This window comes from Mesorhizobium sp. BR1-1-16, assembly GCF_020165495.1.
GTDB lineage: Bacteria > Pseudomonadota > Alphaproteobacteria > Rhizobiales > Kaistiaceae > Kaistia.
This window is the reverse complement of the sequence record NZ_JAIUIE010000001.1, coordinates 853,182-869,544: the sequence shown is the minus strand read 5'-3', so window position 1 is coordinate 869,544 and position 16,363 is coordinate 853,182. Positions and strand designations below refer to the sequence as shown.

Here is a 16,363-nt window from a genome sequence, read left to right as displayed (position 1 = left end):
CTTCTGTCCGCTGTCGCCAAACCAGACCGTCTCGGCGCCAAAGCGCAGCCAGACTAGACCTAAATGCCGGCCCATGCGCCCGACATCGCGGCTTGTCCACAAAGCTTCGGCCGTGATCGGTGCCCGGAAGACTCGATGTTCTCTTTTCGTTCTAGACAATCGCAGCGTTGATGGCAAGATCATGGGGACGATTCGACGGGAGTTTCGGCAAAAGGCGGCGCGACGGGCAGGCATGCAGCGGTGTGCCTTGTCTGGCGGCGGCGAAAGCTTAGATTTGCGGTTGGCCCAGGCCGCTCCCCACCCGATGGACCACGAAGACCCATGGCTCATGACATTGAGACCCGTTTGTCGGGCGCGACGACCGGCAAGTTCATCTCGGTGCGCGGCGCGCGCGAGCACAATCTGAAGAATGTCGATGTCGACATCCCCCGCGACAAGCTGGTGGTGCTGACGGGCCTTTCCGGCTCCGGAAAGTCTTCGCTCGCCTTCGACACGATCTATGCCGAGGGTCAGCGGCGCTATGTCGAGAGCCTCTCGGCCTATGCGCGGCAGTTCCTCGAGATGATGCAGAAGCCCGATGTAGACCAGATCGACGGGCTGTCGCCGGCGATCTCGATCGAGCAGAAGACGACCTCGAAGAATCCGCGCTCGACGGTGGGCACCGTCACCGAGATCTACGACTATATGCGCCTGCTGTTCGCGCGCGTCGGCATTCCCTATTCGCCGGCGACGGGCCTGCCGATCGAGAGCCAGACGGTCAGCCAGATGGTCGACCGCGTCATGGCGCTCCCTGAGGGGACGCGGCTCTATCTGCTCGCGCCAATGATCCGGGGCCGCAAGGGCGAGTATCGCAAGGAACTGGCCGAACTGCAGAAGAAGGGCTTCCAGCGCATCAAGCTCGACGGCGTCTTCTTCGAGATTTCCGAAGCGCCGGTGCTGGACAAGAAGCTGAAGCACGACATCGACGTGGTCGTCGATCGCATCGTCGTGCGCGAGGACATCGCCGCGCGGCTGGCCGACAGCTTCCAGACGGCGCTCGAGCTTGCCGACGGCATTGCGCTGGCCGAATTCGCCGACGAGACGGATGACCGCGACGAAGCGCGGCGCATCACCTTTTCCGAGAAGTTCGCCTGTCCGGTCTCCGGCTTCACCATCGCCGAGATCGAGCCGCGGCTGTTCTCGTTCAACAATCCCTTCGGCGCCTGCCCGGAATGCGACGGCCTCGGCTCGGAGAAGAAGATCGATCCCGATCTCGTGGTGCCGGACGGCTCGGTATCGCTGAAGCAAGGCGCGATCGCGCCCTGGGCGAAATCGTCCTCGCCCTATTATGCGCAGACGCTCGAGGCGATCGCGCGCCATTACGGTTTCGAGATGACCGATCCGTGGGACGATATCCCCGAGATCGCGAAGACCGCGATCCTGCACGGGACCGGCAAGACCGAGATCGAGTTCGTCTATAATGACGGCACGCGCGCCTACCGGACCAAGAAGAGCTTCGAAGGCGTCGTCACCAATCTGGAGCGGCGCTGGCGCGAGACGGAATCAAACTGGGCGCGCGAGGAGATCGAACGCTATCAGGGCTCGACGCCGTGCAAGGCCTGCGGCGGCGCACGGCTGCGGCCGGAGGCGCTGGCCGTCAAGATCGCCGGCAAGCACATCGCCGACGTCTCGGCGCTGTCGATCCGCAACGCCCATGCCTGGTTCGAGGCCCTCCCCGCCTCGCTCAATGACAAGCAGAATGAGATCGCCGTGCGCATCCTGAAGGAGATTCGCGAGCGGCTGTCCTTCCTCGTCGATGTCGGGCTCGACTATCTGATGATGTCGCGCAACTCGGGCACGCTGTCGGGCGGCGAAAGCCAGCGCATCCGCCTTGCCTCGCAGATCGGCTCGGGCCTCACGGGCGTGCTCTATGTGCTCGACGAGCCATCGATCGGCCTGCATCAGCGCGACAACGAAAGGCTGCTGGAGACGCTCCGTCATCTCCGCGATATCGGCAACACCGTTCTCGTCGTCGAGCATGACGAGGATGCGATCATGACGGCCGACTACGTCATCGATGTCGGGCCCGCGGCCGGCGTCCATGGCGGCAAGATCATCGCAGAGGGTACCCCGGCCGAGATCATGGCGAACCCGGCTTCGCTCACCGGGCGCTATCTGACGGGCGAGCTCTCCGTGGATATGCCGGAAAAGCGGCGCGCGATCAGCAAGAACCGGCGCATTCGCGTGGTCGGAGCGCGCGGCAACAATTTGAAGAACGTCACGGCCGATATCCCGCTCGGCACGTTCACCTGCGTCACCGGCGTCTCCGGCGGCGGCAAGTCGACCTTCCTCATCGACACGCTCTACGCGGCAGTGGCAAGGCATCTGAATGGCGCCCATATCCATCCGGCCGAGCATGACCGGATCGAGGGCCTCGAATTCATCGACAAGATCATCGACATCGACCAGTCGCCGATCGGGCGGACGCCACGCTCCAATCCGGCGACCTATACCGGCGCCTTCACGCCGATCCGCGAGTGGTTTTCCGGCCTGCCGGAAGCGAAGGCGCGCGGCTATGGCCCGGGTCGCTTCTCGTTCAACGTCAAGGGCGGGCGCTGCGAGGCCTGCCAGGGCGACGGCGTCATCAAGATCGAGATGCACTTCCTTCCGGATGTCTATGTCACCTGCGAAGTGTGCAAGGGCAAGCGCTACAGCCGCGAAACGCTCGACGTGAAGTTCAAGGGCAAGTCGATCGCCGACGTGCTCGACATGACTGTCGAGGAGGCGAAGGACTTCTTCCAGGCGGTGCCCGGCATTCGCGACAAGATGGTGACGCTCGACGAGGTCGGCCTCGGCTATGTCAAGGTCGGCCAGCAGGCCACGACCCTCTCGGGCGGCGAGGCGCAGCGCGTCAAGCTCGCCAAGGAGCTGTCGCGGCGGGCGACCGGCAAGACGCTCTACATTCTCGACGAGCCGACCACGGGCCTGCATTTCCACGACGTCGCCAAGCTGATGGAAGTGCTGCACAGCCTGGTCGACCAGGGCAACACCGTGGTGGTGATCGAGCACAATCTCGAAGTCATCAAGACGGCCGACTGGATCATCGATCTCGGCCCCGAAGGCGGGGATGGCGGTGGCGAGATCGTCGCTGTGGGAACGCCTGAGGATATCGCCAAGGAGCCGCGCTCCTATACCGGACGCTTCCTGAAGCCGGTGCTCGACAAGGCAAGGTCCGCGCGGCGTCGACGCAAGGCCGAGGCGGCCGAATAGGGCCACGCCGTCAGCCAGCGACCACGCGATTGCGTCCGCTGCTCTTGGCGGCATAGAGCGCCGCGTCGGCAGCACGGAACATCGTGGTGACCGATTGGGCCGGCTCGCACACGACGAAGCCGGCGCTCAAGGTCACTGACCCCGCCACGGGATGCGCCGCGACGGTCACGAGCTGGCGTACGCGATCGGCCAGCCTTGTGGCGACATCGGCGTCGGCGCCATCGAGAATGACAAGAAACTCCTCGCCGCCCCAGCGTCCGACAAGATCGTGCGCGCGCATCTGGCTGCGGATCAGTTGCGCCGTGGATACCAGAACCTCGTCGCCAATCAGGTGGCCGTGGCGGTCATTGATGGACTTGAAGTGATCGATGTCGAACAGCATCAGCACGACCCGACGATCATGCGGACCGGCGTCGCGCCGCTGCATCCATTCTTCCAGCGCCCGCCGGTTGGCGATCCCGGTCAGCGTATCAGTATTGGCGGCGTCCTCCATGTTCCGGGCATGGGAGGCGATCCGGTCGAATTCGTCTCGGAGGATGAGAACCAGCGAAAGCAGCAGCAGCACGAGGAAATGCGAGACCAGCGCGTTGATCATCAACGCCGGAAGCGTCGGCTCACCGCGGCTGGCCGTGATGACCGTGCCGCTGATCAGCGCCACCGCCGAGAGAGCGAATGTGACGCCGACGGCAACCATGGCGCGGCTGCGCGAAAAGAACATGAAGGCGCCGACATAGAGTACCGGCATCCACAACAGCGCAACCGCGATGGTGTAGATGCTGGTATTGGGCGGACCGAACGACAGATAGACAATCTGGGTCAGGAGATAGAAGGCAACCGCGAGAAAACAGAGAACCTCGGCGATCGGCTGAAATCGCGGTACGGCCGCGATGACGAGCAGATTGGCGCTGAGAAAGGCGATGATGATCGGATAGGCCCACCGATCACTTTCCAGGATGATGCCGACGTTGCTCTCGAAGGCCCATAGACCGGCGAAGACCAGAGTTCCCGCGGCGATGAAGGCAACGACAATCTGCTGACGGCGCCTGATCCACCGCTCACGCAAATTCATCATTTCAAGCCCGCGATCCCGATCACCCGAACGATTTCGACAGAAGACGCGCACGCAATAGCCCCGTGCCGCCGGTGGGAACTACCCTACCGCCAGCACAGGTCTTTCACCATGCATTAAGCGCGGACCATCGAGCCCGCGCGGGAGCCCGCAGCTCGCGAGCAAACCGGCGTCATGAACCGGATGGCTGCAGGGCAACCGTCCTTCGCCGAAGTTCAGGAAATCTGCCGGAACCGGGATGGATCAGTAGCTCGCCTGGCGACGGAACTGCTCGGCCGTCGCGGCTGCTTGGGAAGCGGGAACCAGGACATAGCCACGACCCGACATGCAGCTTTCAGCGGCGCGGAGCGAAGCATTGTCTCCGGGCGGGGCGACACAGGCGGCGCGATCCGAAGCAAACTGGTCAGCAAGGGCCGGATTGGCCCGACCGCTCTGGCCGTCCTTGCGCACCCAGGCAAGCGGCTCGTTTGACGGCGCGGCCATCATCGGCGCAGACACCTGCATCGGCTGGCTCTGGCAGCCGGCAAGACCGGTCGCGGCAAGGAGAACGAGGGCGGCGTAGGTGTGCTTCATGGGGGAGGCTTCTCTTGGTCGGGCGTTGCATTCGACCGTCAATGCGCGAGATGACGAGTCGGCTCCGATAAAATGATAACAGATCGAGCGGCGAGACGCGAACGGCGCCGCACGATCACCTCAATGCGGCAGCGCTCCGCCGGCCATTTCCGACATGCCGGTGATGACGTCCTCGACGGCCGCGACGCTCGTCGTCTTCGGATCGATGTCATCGGCGACCACCTTGCCGCGCCGCATGACAACGATGCGATCCACCACCTGGAAGACGTGATGGATGTTGTGGGCGATGAAGATGCAGGAATGCCCGCTATCGCGGGCGTTGCGTACGAAGGACAGCACGCCCTGCGTTTCGGCGACGCCGAGATTGTTGGTCGGCTCATCGAGGATGATCAGGTCACTGTCGAAATGCATCGCCCTCGCGATGGCGACGGCCTGGCGCTCGCCGCCGGACAGCGAGCCGATCGGCGTCGTCGGCGGGATATTCTTGGAGATGCCGACCTCGCGCAGAAGCTCCCGCGCCACTTCGTTCATCTTCTCCTGGTCGAGCCGGTTCAGGAAGCGCGGTCCCTTGATCGGCTCGCGACCGAGAAAGAGGTTGCGCGCGATCGAGAGCTGGGTGACGAGCGCGGAGTCCTGATAGATCGTCTCGATGCCGGCCGCGATGGCGTCGCTGGTCGTGCGGAACTGCACCTTGCGGCCGCGCACGAAAATATCGCCGCTGGTGAGCGGCACGGCGCCGGACAGCACCTTGATCAGCGTCGACTTGCCGGCGCCATTATCGCCGAGCAGGCCGACGATTTCGCGTTCGTTGACATGGAAGGTCGCGTCGTCGAGCGCGAGCACGCGACCGTAGGACTTGCGGATATTCTGCATGCGGATGAGCGGTTCGGCCATGATCACGTCCCCGCCTGATGCCGGCGTTCGAGCCAGGAATGCAGCGCCATCATGCCGAGGATGATCGCGCCGATGAAGATGTTGTAGGCAAGCCCCGGCACGCCGATCAGCACGATGCCGTTCCGCATGATGCGCAGGATCAGGATGCCGAGAACGGTACCGATGATCGTGCCGCGGCCGCCGGTCAGGGCCGTGCCGCCGATGACGACCATCGCGATGACCTCGAGCTCATAGCCGGTGCCGCTGTTGGGATTGGCAGCCGAGGTGCGGACTGACGAGATGATGCCCGCCAGCGCCGCCATGACCGACGACAGCATGAACAGGCCGATCTTGACGCGGTCGACATTGACGCCGCGTGCCCGCGCCGCGCCGGGATTGCCGCCGGCAGCCTGGATCCAGTTGCCGGTGCGCGACTTTGTGAGCACATAGCCGAGAATGATCGCGGCGGCGATGAACCAGAACAGCGAGGCATAGATGCGGAACGGCCCGACATAGAAGTCGCCGACCAGGGCCTCGGCCAGCACGCTGCCGCCGGCGCTCCAGGTGCGCTGCGGGAAGCCGTCGGTCACGAACAGCGCCGTGCCACGTACCACCAGCAGCATGCCGAGCGTCACGAGGAAGGACGGAATCTTGAGCTTCGTGACGAACCAGCCGTTCACAAGGCCGATCAGGGCCGCCACGATCAGCGCGACGACGAAGCCAAGCTCGAGCGGCATGATGTGGGCGTTGAAAAGGGTCCACATCAGCACTGGCGAGAAGCCGAACAGCGAGCCGACCGACAGGTCGAACTCGCCCGAGGTCATCAGCAGCGTCATGGCGAGCGCGATCAGGCCGAGCTCGACCGTGAAGGCCAGCGTATTCGAGATGTTGAGCGGTGAAAGGAAGTCGGGGTTGATCGACCAGAAGATCGCGACCTCGACGAGAAGAAGCACCAGGGGACCGAATTCCGGCCGGCCGATGAAGCGCTGGATGAACGATCGATGTTCCACTTTGGTCCCGCATGATGAATGGACAGCGGTGCCGCCCGGCGCGCCTGGCGGATGCTTAAAGCGCGGCGGCAGGAGCCGCCGCGCCATTCACGATCTTCGGTGCTATTTCTTGCCGGAAAGAATGTCGTCGTAGACCTGCGCGGTGTCCTTCTCGTACAGCGCGCCGGTGATGACATTGAAGCCCGGAGGAATGCCGCTGGCGGCCATATTGGCCAGCGACAGCGCGACATAGCTGGTCGCCTGCGGGTCCTGCCACTGCCCGGCATTGACATAGCCGGTCAGGACTTCCTGGGTCGTGTCGAGCGAATTGCCCCAGCCGACGACCGGGATTTCGCCCGGCTTGACGCCGACCTGGTCGAAGACGCGCTTGACCGAACCCGTGACGAGGTCGCCAAGACCGATGATCGCCTTGACCTTGGTCTTGTTGGTCGTGAGATAATCGACCATGCGGTTGATCACCTCGGCCTGGTCGAGCGTCGCTTCGGTCACCTCATAGGTGATGCCGAGCGGCTCGAACACGCTCTTGATGCCCTCTTCTTCCTGCACGCCATAGGTGGCGCCCGGAATCTCGACCGGCATCCAGACGAAATCGCCCTTCTTCACCAGCCCCTTGTCGACGAGATACTGCGCCCAATGCTTGCCGAAGGTGACGTTGTCACCACCGACATAGGCATTGAAGCTCGCCTTGGGATCGGGCGTGTTGAAGTTGATGATCGGAATCTTGGCGGCGTTCGCTTCCTTGGCGATCTCGACCAGGCTGCCCGGATCGGGGCTCGTGGTGACGATGCCATCAGCCTTGGCGGCAATAGCGGCGCGCACGGCTTCCTGCTGCGAGGCAACGTCGCCATTGTGGAACGAGGTGTTGACGGTGTTGCCCGTGTCGGACGCCCACTGCTTGGCGCCGGCGAGGAAATAGGTCCACACCGGATCGGCGGGGCCGCCATGCGAGACCCAATAGAATGTCTTGGCTTCGGCGGCGAGCGGCATGGCGACAGCCATGACCAGACCCGCCACGGCGAGTGTCAGCTTCTTGAACACGGTTGTCCTCCCGAACAAACTCTTTGTCTTTGTCTTTTATGAGCCGGCGTCATGAGAGAGCCCGCGGCCTCCGGCTGGTCGCGGTTCGTCAGTCGCGGATCCGGGTTCCTCCCCTCATCCTCGCGGAGACTGGCGTCTCAGCGACAGACTGACACAGTGGCGGCGGCACCTCAACCGCCGCGGCACCGCCGACCGGAGGAATTTCAATCGATTGAGGTGGCAAGCAGCCGCACGACCGCCGGCAAGCGGCTCAACGCTAGAGCCGCGCCAGCAGTTCGGCCTTCTTCGCGGCGAATTCCTCATCCGAAAGGATGCCGCGTTCCCTGAGCGTCGCCAGCCGCTCGATCATCCCGATGATATCGCCCCCGGCGGACGATGAAGACGACGCGGTCGCTGTCGCAGGCCAATCCGGCGCTTGAGGCGTGAGCTCCGGCGCAGGGGCTTCATTACCTTTTTCGCTTTCGCCGGCCACGCGCCGCAGCGCGTCGAGACGGACGGTGCCGTATTGACTGGTGAAGGTCAGGCTCTGGTCGCCGGATTGCTGCTGTGAAACGCCGCCGATGGCATGATCGGCGGTGTCATAGAGCGTGATGTGACCGCCCTTGCGGATGGCGAGGCGCCGCGTATCCGGGAAATAGGCATAGTGCAGATCGTTCTGGGCACCGCTCGATGCGGGCGTTCCGAGATCATCCGGCCAGTTCGTCGCGGCGAAGCCGCCGCCCGGCGCGAACAGGCCGGCGCCCTCCCTGCCATCCCGCCGATCGGGAGCTGCCGGCTCGAACAGATCGCCGCCCCGCAACGCCGTCGCGAGCTCGCTCAGGAAGCCGTCGATCTGGTGCTTGAGGCCGTTGTTGAACATGTCGCCAATCATGATCATGCCGCCGGCCGACCATTGGCCCATGCCGCCGAGCTCGGGATGATTGAACTGCGCCTGACTGCCGCCTCCGACGACCAGTGCGGCCAGCAGCGTTTCCGCCGCGTCCTGGCCGACGCCATGGCGGGTGGAAAGATCGTCCAGAACGCGTCGTCCTGTGCTCGAAAGCTGCTGCATGGAGGCTCCTCTTCTTGCTGGTGCATCCACCACATCGCAGACGCGGGATTGTGATCAGTCGAAATGATGAAGCTGCGCTATCCTGTCGCAGCTTCGGGAGCGGCGCCAGTGCTCACCACCCGGGAAGTCCGCCCCGTTCGACGGCCGCTTGCTGCGGCAGAGGGAGGATCGGCTCATGGCTCTATCCAATGTGATCACAGGCTCCGTCGCTGATGGCGCGGTGCCGGCAGTTCGCCGGATCGGCATCGGCGACATCGGGTCCGCGCTCCGCGCAGGTCTCGACGACTTCCTGGCGATGCCGTCGCATGCGTTCTTTCTTGTCATCATCTATCCGGTTCTCGGCCTGGTCCTCGGACGGCTGGTCTATGGGACGGCCGTGCTACCGCTGCTGTTTCCACTCATGGCCGGCTTCGCGCTGGTCGGTCCGATCGCGGCTCTCGGCCTCTATGAGTTATCGCGGCGGCGCGAGCAGAAGCTCGATACGGCGCCTGTCCATGTCCTCGACATCCGCCATTCACCGTCCTTCGGAGCCATCATCGCGCTCGGCCTGCTGCTGATGGTGATCTTCCTCTGCTGGCTGGCCACCGCCCACGCGATCTATGTCGCCACATTCGGCTATGCAGCCGCAGCCTCGATGCCCGATTTCCTGGGCCGCGTCCTGACAACGCCGGAAGGCTGGACGCTCATCGTCATCGGCAATCTCGTCGGCTTCCTCTTCGCGGTGCTGGTGCTGGCGATCAGCGTCGTTTCGTTCCCGCTGCTTCTCGATCGCGACGTCGGCGCAGCGACCGCGATGCTGACATCGCTGAAGGCCGTCGTGGCCAACCCGGGACCGATGGCGCTTTGGGGCGTCGTCGTCGCCGTGTTGCTCGTGCTTGGCACCCTGCCCTTCTTCCTCGGCCTTGCCGTGGTGCTGCCGGTGCTCGGCCACGCCACATGGCATCTCTATCGGCGCATCGTCGTCTAGATCGGCGCGCACGCGAACCCGACGATCCCGCGTCGCGAAACGCGAGTGGCCGGAGCGCCAGGGGTCCGCTTCAGCGCTGGATGCTGCATCGCACAATAGCGATGAGTGCGCATGCTGCCTTGCATCATCCGCATTCCAGCCATGCGTTTTTTCCGGCTGCTCATATCCGCGGGTCCCTCCTACATTCGGATCAACAAAGGGCGAGGCAAGAAACAAACTGTTGCCACCCCAGAGATCAGATTGAAGGATGTCCGCGATGAACCTCATCAACAGCTACAAGAATTGGCTCAAGTATCGTGAAACCTATAACGAGCTGGCGCGTTTGACCCGCCGTGAGCTCGACGATCTCGGCATCAACCGTGCCGACATCACCAAGGTGGCACGCAACGCGGTTGCCGGTTACTAAGAATTCAGTTTCGCAGGGACGAACCTCCTCCCTCGTCCCAGCGATCAGGCGACTAGCGAACCTCTTCCCTCGCGACGTCGCCACCTCTGAGAAGCGCCCGCCGATCTCCTCCCCGGCGGGCGTTTTTCGTTTGTCCCGGCTTCCAGCCGGGCGGATGGTTGTTTGCAGCGCGCCGGCGCCATAATGTCCGCGCCATGACCTCCATCGATCCGACTTCAAACAGCGCGGCAACGCGTCCGATCCACATCATCGGCGGCGGCCTCGCCGGCTCCGAGGCTGCCTGGCAGATCGTCCGGCGCGGCGTGCCGGTCGTGCTGCATGAGATGCGCCCGGTCCGCAAGACCGACGCCCACCAGACCGACGGCCTCGCCGAGCTCGTCTGCTCCAACTCCTTCCGTTCCGATGATGCCGAAGCCAACGCGGTTGGCCTGCTGCATGCCGAGATGCGGATGGCTGATTCCCTCATCATGGCGATGGGCGACAAGCATCAGGTTCCCGCCGGCGGTGCACTGGCCGTTGATCGCGAGGGCTTCTCGGCCGCCGTGACGGCCGTTCTCGCCAGCCACCCGCTCGTCACGATCGAGCGGGGCGAGGTGGCGGGGCTGCCGCCCGAGGACTGGGACAATGTGATCGTCTCGACGGGGCCGCTAACCTCCGCGGCGCTTGCCGAAGCCGTGCGCGGCCTGACCGGCGAGGATTCGCTCGCCTTTTTCGATGCCATCGCGCCGATCGTGCATTTCGATTCCATCGACCGCGACATCGCGTGGTTTCAGTCGCGCTACGACAAGGCCGGGCCTGGCGGCACCGGTGCCGACTATCTGAACTGCCCGATGACCGAGGACGAATATCACGCATTCGTCGACGCGCTGATCGCGGGCGACAAGACCGAGTTCAAGGACTGGGAAGCGGCGACGCCTTATTTCGATGGCTGCCTGCCGATCGAAATCATGGCCGAGCGCGGCCGCGAGACGCTGCGCTTCGGGCCGATGAAGCCGGTGGGCCTCACCAATCCCAACAATCCGACCGTCAAACCCTATGCCGTCGTGCAACTTCGCCAGGACAATGCCCTCGGCACGCTGTTCAACATGGTCGGCTTCCAGACCAAGCTGAAATATGGCGCGCAGACCGCGATCTTCCGGATGATCCCGGGGCTGCAGAATGCCGAATTCGCGCGTCTCGGCGGACTGCACCGCAACACGTTCCTGAACTCGCCGAAGCTCCTCGACCCGACGCTGCGCCTCAAGGCCATGCCGCGCCTCCGCTTCGCCGGGCAGATCACTGGCTGCGAAGGCTATGTCGAATCGGCCTCGATCGGGCTTTTGACGGGCCGTTTCGCAGCGGCCGAACGTCTTGGCGAGGCCCCGTCGCTGCCGCCACCGACCACGGCAATGGGCGCGCTGCTGCGCCACATCACCGGCGGTCATATTGTCGCCGACGAAGGCAGCACGCGGTCATTCCAGCCGATGAACGTCAATTTCGGCCTGTTTCCGCCGATTGAGGTTCCGAAGGAGCCCGGCAAGCGGCTGCGCGGCGCCGAAAAGACGCTGGCCAAGAAGCATGCCTTGACGGCTCGCGCCCGGGCCGACGCGGCCGCCTGGCTCGCAGGAGGCCTGCGCGAGGCGGCCGAATAGGCTGGTCTCAGCCGAGACTGCGCACCGCGCGCACCTCGATCGAACCGTAGCGCGCCATCGGGATTCCCGAGGCGACGGCGAGCGCCGCCGCATGGTCGGGCACATCGATCAAGATGAACCCGCCGATATGCTCCTTGAGCTCGGCGAACGGCCCGTCGGTGTAGAACGTCTCGCCCTCCCGCACGCGGAGGGTTGTCGCGGTCGGCGGCTCCCTGAGCGCATGAGCGGTCACAAGGATGCCGCGCTCCGTAAGTTCGCCATCATAGGCGAGCGACTCGGCGGTGATGGCCCGATGCTCGGCCTCGGTAAGGCCTTCGATGCGGGCCGGGTCGACGATGACAAGGCAGAGATAGCGCATGGCAGATCATTCCTTGGGATGAGGCATCTCGAGGACGAACGGCGGACGCTGTGTCCGACACCCCGGCGCCTACTCCGCGATCGCCACGCCGAGCCGTCCGGCCAGGTCGAGCGTGAACTGCCAGGCGACCCGGCCGGAACGTGCCCCGCGCGTCGTCGCCCATTCGAGCGCCTTCCAATCGAGATCGGCCTCCGGCAACTCGAGCCCGAAATGGCCGGCATAGCCGTGCACCATCGCCAGGTAATCCTCCTGGCTGCATTTGTGGAAGCCAAGCCACAGGCCGAAGCGATCGGAGAGCGACACCTTTTCCTCGACCGCCTCGCTCGGATTGATCGCCGTCGAGCGTTCGTTCTCCATCATGTCGCGCGGCAGGAGATGGCGGCGATTCGACGTCGCATAGAACACGACATTCTCGGGCCGTCCCTCGACGCCGCCATCGAGCGCCGCCTTCAGCGACTTGTACGACGTATCGTCATTGTCGAAGGACAGGTCGTCGCAGAACAGGATGATGCGCCGGTCGGACTTCCTGAGGATCCCCATCAGCTCGGGCAGGCTGTCGATGTCCTCGCGATGGATCTCGATCAGCTTCAGGGCATGGCCGCCCGGCGATGCGGCGGCCGCGTGGTTGACGTCGGCATGCGCCGCCTTGACCAGCGAACTCTTGCCCATGCCGCGCGCGCCCCAGAGCAGGACGTTGTTGGCAGGAAGGCCGCGCGCGAAGCGTTCGGTATTGTCGACGAGAATGTCGCGGACCCGGTCGACGCCCTTCAGAAGCGTCATGGCGACGCGATTGACCTTCGGCACGGGCTGGAGGCTCGCCGTGGTGGCCTGCCAAACGAAGGCATCGGCAGCTTCGAGATCGATCGGAGGACGCGCCGGCGGCACCGCGCGCTCGATGAGGGCGAGCAGCCGGTCGAGCCGCTCGGCGATCGGGGTCAGGTCAAGCTCGCCCATTCCGCGAACGCTCCTTGATTTATCGGGGTCGACAGTGGATGAAGACGGCCTGCGGTAACACGCTGGCGGCTGCATTTGCAAAGGCCGGCCTCGCCGCTATAGTCCGCGCCGTTTTGCAAGCCGCTGTCTCTCCCTATGTGAAGGCCGGCGCAAGCGACGCGCTTTTTTTGATGCGTTCCCTCCGGATCGCAGAAGCATAGGGAATCGTCGATGTTCATCAGCCAAGCCTTTGCCCAGGCAGCCGGCGCGGGCCCCGCCGGCAGCATGGAGATGCTGATCCAGTTCGTCCCGTTCATCTTCGTCTTCGCGATCATGTGGTTCCTGATGATCCGGCCGCAGCGTCAGCGCGCCAAGCAGCATCAGGAGATGATCAAGAATGTCCGCCGCGGTGACACGATCGTCATGACCGGCGGCCTTATCGGCAAGATCTCCAAGGTCGTCGACGACAGCGAGCTGCTGCTCGAAGTCGGCGAAAACGTGCGCGTCCGTGTGTCGCGCTCCGCCATCGCCGACGTGCGCGCCAAGGGCGAGCCGGTCAAGGAAGGCGAATAGTCCTTTCACCGATAACGGCCGGTCACACGGTCGAAGCCATCTGGAACGCAAACTCCCATGCTCCACTTCACTCGCTGGAAGATGATCGGGATCCTGGCCATCGTGCTGGTCGGGCTCCTGGCCGCTGTACCGAATCTCTTTTCGAAGGAAACGGTCGATTCCTGGCCGAGCTGGGTGCCGAAACGCCAGATGGTCCTCGGCCTTGATCTGCAGGGCGGCGCCTACCTGCTCTACGAGGTGGACAAGCAGGACTATGTCCAGCGCCGTCTGCGCACGCTGGTGAGTGAAATCCGCAAGGCGATGCTGCAGGAGCCGCGCATCGGCTATTCCGGCCTTGGCGTCCAGGGACAGGGCGTGCAGTTGCGCGTCCGCGATGTCTCCCAGCTCGACCTCGTGCGGACGCGTCTCGAACCCTTGCGCAACCCGCTCGGCAATTCGCTCCTCGGCGGCACGGCGATCAACGAGTTCGACCTGACCGTCGGCAGCGACGGCCTCGTTCAGATGACCTATTCGGAAGCCGGGCTCACCCAGCGCATCCGCCAGATCGTCGACCAGTCGATCGAGGTCATCGCGCGGCGTATCGATCAGCTCGGCACCGTCGAGCCTTCGATCACTCGCCAGGGCCAGGACCGCATCCTCGTCGAGGCGCCCGGCCTCGGCGACCCCGAGCGATTGAAGTCGCTGGTTGGCCAGACCGCGCAGCTCACCTTCCATCTGGTGGATTCGTCTTACCAGACCGGCCAGACCGAGCCGCAGCGCAAGCCCGGCACGATCGTCCTGCCCGGCCAGGACAATCCGAACGTCAACTATGTGCTCGACGAAACGCCGCTCATCACCGGCGAGGATCTGACCGACGCGCAGGCGACATTCGACCAGCGCTCGAACGAGCCGGTGGTTTCCTTCCGCCTGACGACCGGCGGCGCGCAGATCTTCGGCGATGTGACGCAGAAGAACGTCAACCGCGCCTTCGCCATCGTGCTCGACGACAAGGTCATTTCAGCACCGGTCATCCGCGAACCGATCCTCGGCGGCTCCGGTCAGATCAGCGGCTCGTTCTCGATCCAGTCGGCCAATGATCTCGCGATCCTGCTGCGCGCCGGCTCGCTGCCGGCCAAGCTGACGATCGTCGAGGAGCGCAATGTCGGCCCGGGTCTCGGCGCCGATTCGATCCGCGCCGGCAAGATCGCCGCGATCATCGGCACCGCCGCGGTCTGCGCCTTCATGATCGCGACCTATGGCGTGCTCGGATGGATCGCCAACATCGCCGTGATCGTCAATGTGGTGATGATCTTCGGCATCGTGACCCTTCTCGGCGCGACGCTGTCACTGCCCGGTATCGCCGGCGTCATCATCACGGTCGGCACGGCGGTCGATTCCAACGTGCTCATCTATGAGCGAATCCGCGAGGAATACCGATCCGGACGCTCGGCAATCGCATCGATCGATGCCGGCTTCCATCGCGCGCTCGGCACCATCCTTGACGCGAATGTCACCACGCTGATCGCGGCGGTGGTGCTGTTCTATCTCGGCTCCGGCCCGATCCGCGGCTTCGCGGTCACCCATGCCATCGGCGTCGCGACGACGATGTTCACCGCCTTCACCTTCACGCGCCTCCTGGTGGCGATGTGGGTGCGTTGGCGTCGTCCGACCAAGATCTCGCTCTGAGCGAACGAAGGACAGTCATCATGCGCCATCTTCGCCTCGTCCCGGACAACACCAAAATCCCGTTCATGCGCATGCGGCGCTGGACGTTCCCGATCGCCGCCTTCCTGTCGATCATGTCGGTCGTGCTGTTCTTCGCGATCGGCCCGAACTACGGCATCGACTTCCTCGGCGGCACCGTCATCGAGATCCAGACCAAGGATCCGAAGCCGGATCTCGGCAAGCTGCGCGGCTCGCTCAACGGCCTCGGCATCGGCGACGTGCAGGTTCAGACGATCGGCGAGGACAATTCGATCCTCATCCGCGTCGGCCAGCAACCGGGCGGCGAATCTGCGCAGCAGGACGCGATCAGCAAGGTCCGCGGGCTGATTGGCGATACCGCCGAATTCCGGCGCATCGAGATCGTCGGTCCCCGCGTTTCGGGCGAACTCGCCTTCAATGGCGGCCTCGCAATGCTCGTGACCTTCGCGGCGATCGCCATCTATGTGTGGTTCCGCTTCGAATGGCAGTTCGCCGTCGGCAGTATCATTTCGGCGGCGAATGTCGTCGTCATGACGTTCGGCTTCTATGTGGTCACGCAGCACGAATTCAACCTGACCTCGCTCGCGGCTATTCTGACGACGGTCGGCTACTCGCTGAACGATACGGTCGTGGTCTATGACCGAATTCGCGAAACGCTCCGAAAATACAAGAAGATCTCGCTTGGCGACCTGATCGATCGCGCCATCAACGACATGCTGGGCCGAACCGTCATCACGACCATGACGACCCTGATCGCGTTGTTCTCGCTCTACATCTTCGGCGGCGAGGTCATCCGCGCCTTCACGCTCGCCATGATCTTCGGCGTGATCGCGGCGATCTTCTCGTCGATCTGCGTCGCGGCTCCGGTGCTGATCTATTTCGGCCTCCGCTCCGACGCGATGAACGACAAGAAGAAGGACGAGGGCGCGGCGCCGCAGAAGGCCTGACC

Annotated in this window: 15 protein-coding genes; 7 read left to right on the top strand and 8 right to left on the bottom strand. The window is 64.1% G+C overall.

What is annotated here, in order from left to right; all coding sequences use genetic code 11:
• The first annotated feature begins 321 nt into the window (after positions 1-321).
• A complete protein-coding gene (uvrA, locus tag LB518_RS04180) occupies positions 322-3,249 on the top strand; it encodes an excinuclease ABC subunit UvrA (protein WP_224573380.1) in 2,928 nt (975 codons plus the stop codon).
• Positions 3,250-3,259: 10 nt separating this feature from the next.
• Here uvrA and LB518_RS04175 read toward each other — a convergent pair whose 3' ends face one another.
• The 6 genes from LB518_RS04175 to LB518_RS04150 all read right to left on the bottom strand — a co-directional run bounded on the left by LB518_RS04175 (position 3,260) and on the right by LB518_RS04150 (position 8,863).
• On the bottom strand, positions 3,260-4,321 hold the full coding sequence (locus tag LB518_RS04175; RefSeq protein ID WP_224573377.1) for a GGDEF domain-containing protein: 1,062 nt from the start codon (positions 4,319-4,321) through the stop codon (positions 3,260-3,262).
• A 240-nt stretch (positions 4,322-4,561) separates the two neighbouring features.
• On the bottom strand, positions 4,562-4,891 hold the full coding sequence (locus tag LB518_RS04170; RefSeq protein WP_224573375.1) for a YajG family lipoprotein: 330 nt from the start codon (positions 4,889-4,891) through the stop codon (positions 4,562-4,564).
• Between the two features lie 120 nt (positions 4,892-5,011).
• The gene (locus LB518_RS04165; protein WP_224573372.1) at positions 5,012-5,785 is read right to left on the bottom strand and encodes an ATP-binding cassette domain-containing protein; all 774 of its coding nucleotides are present in this window, start codon (positions 5,783-5,785) and stop codon (positions 5,012-5,014) included.
• Positions 5,786-5,787: 2 nt separating this feature from the next.
• Entirely contained in the window at positions 5,788-6,774 is a 987-nt protein-coding gene (locus tag LB518_RS04160) for an ABC transporter permease (protein WP_224573369.1), read from the bottom strand.
• A gap of 102 nt (positions 6,775-6,876) precedes the next feature.
• Positions 6,877-7,773 carry a substrate-binding domain-containing protein gene (locus LB518_RS04155; protein WP_286198585.1) on the bottom strand — a complete coding sequence of 299 codons (897 nt, stop codon included), beginning with the start codon at positions 7,771-7,773 and terminating at the stop codon, positions 6,877-6,879.
• Between the two features lie 295 nt (positions 7,774-8,068).
• Positions 8,069-8,863, bottom strand: coding sequence for an SHOCT domain-containing protein (locus tag LB518_RS04150; protein ID WP_224573365.1), 795 nt, complete (start codon positions 8,861-8,863; stop codon positions 8,069-8,071).
• A gap of 175 nt (positions 8,864-9,038) precedes the next feature.
• On the opposite strand from LB518_RS04150, the gene LB518_RS04145 reads away from it, so the two are divergent.
• From LB518_RS04145 to trmFO, 3 genes are all read left to right on the top strand, one after another.
• Positions 9,039-9,830 (top strand): DUF2189 domain-containing protein, encoded by a 792-nt coding sequence (locus tag LB518_RS04145; RefSeq protein WP_224573363.1) that lies wholly within the window; start codon positions 9,039-9,041, stop codon positions 9,828-9,830.
• 256 nt (positions 9,831-10,086) lie between these two features.
• On the top strand, positions 10,087-10,236 hold the full coding sequence (locus tag LB518_RS04140) for a DUF1127 domain-containing protein (RefSeq protein ID WP_224573361.1): 150 nt from the start codon (positions 10,087-10,089) through the stop codon (positions 10,234-10,236).
• A gap of 194 nt (positions 10,237-10,430) precedes the next feature.
• Entirely contained in the window at positions 10,431-11,867 is a 1,437-nt protein-coding gene (gene trmFO / locus LB518_RS04135; protein WP_224573360.1) for a methylenetetrahydrofolate--tRNA-(uracil(54)-C(5))-methyltransferase (FADH(2)-oxidizing) TrmFO, read from the top strand.
• Between the two features lie 7 nt (positions 11,868-11,874).
• On the opposite strand, the gene LB518_RS04130 is transcribed toward trmFO, so the two are convergent.
• Both LB518_RS04130 and LB518_RS04125 read right to left on the bottom strand, forming a co-directional pair.
• Entirely contained in the window at positions 11,875-12,225 is a 351-nt protein-coding gene (locus LB518_RS04130; RefSeq protein WP_224573357.1) for a YciI family protein, read from the bottom strand.
• 69 nt (positions 12,226-12,294) lie between these two features.
• The gene (locus LB518_RS04125; RefSeq protein ID WP_502845775.1) at positions 12,295-13,254 is read right to left on the bottom strand and encodes an ATP-binding protein; all 960 of its coding nucleotides are present in this window, start codon (positions 13,252-13,254) and stop codon (positions 12,295-12,297) included.
• Positions 13,255-13,389: 135 nt separating this feature from the next.
• On the opposite strand from LB518_RS04125, the gene yajC reads away from it, so the two are divergent.
• The 3 genes from yajC to secF are packed head-to-tail and all read left to right on the top strand — an operon-like array spanning position 13,390 to position 16,361.
• Positions 13,390-13,731, top strand: coding sequence for a preprotein translocase subunit YajC (gene yajC, locus LB518_RS04120; RefSeq protein WP_073055088.1), 342 nt, complete (start codon positions 13,390-13,392; stop codon positions 13,729-13,731).
• A gap of 57 nt (positions 13,732-13,788) precedes the next feature.
• Positions 13,789-15,396, top strand: a complete 1,608-nt coding sequence (secD, locus tag LB518_RS04115; RefSeq protein WP_224573353.1) for a protein translocase subunit SecD — start codon at positions 13,789-13,791, stop codon at positions 15,394-15,396.
• 20 nt (positions 15,397-15,416) lie between these two features.
• Positions 15,417-16,361, top strand: a complete 945-nt coding sequence (gene secF, locus LB518_RS04110; protein ID WP_224573351.1) for a protein translocase subunit SecF — start codon at positions 15,417-15,419, stop codon at positions 16,359-16,361.
• Positions 16,362-16,363 lie beyond the last annotated feature (2 nt).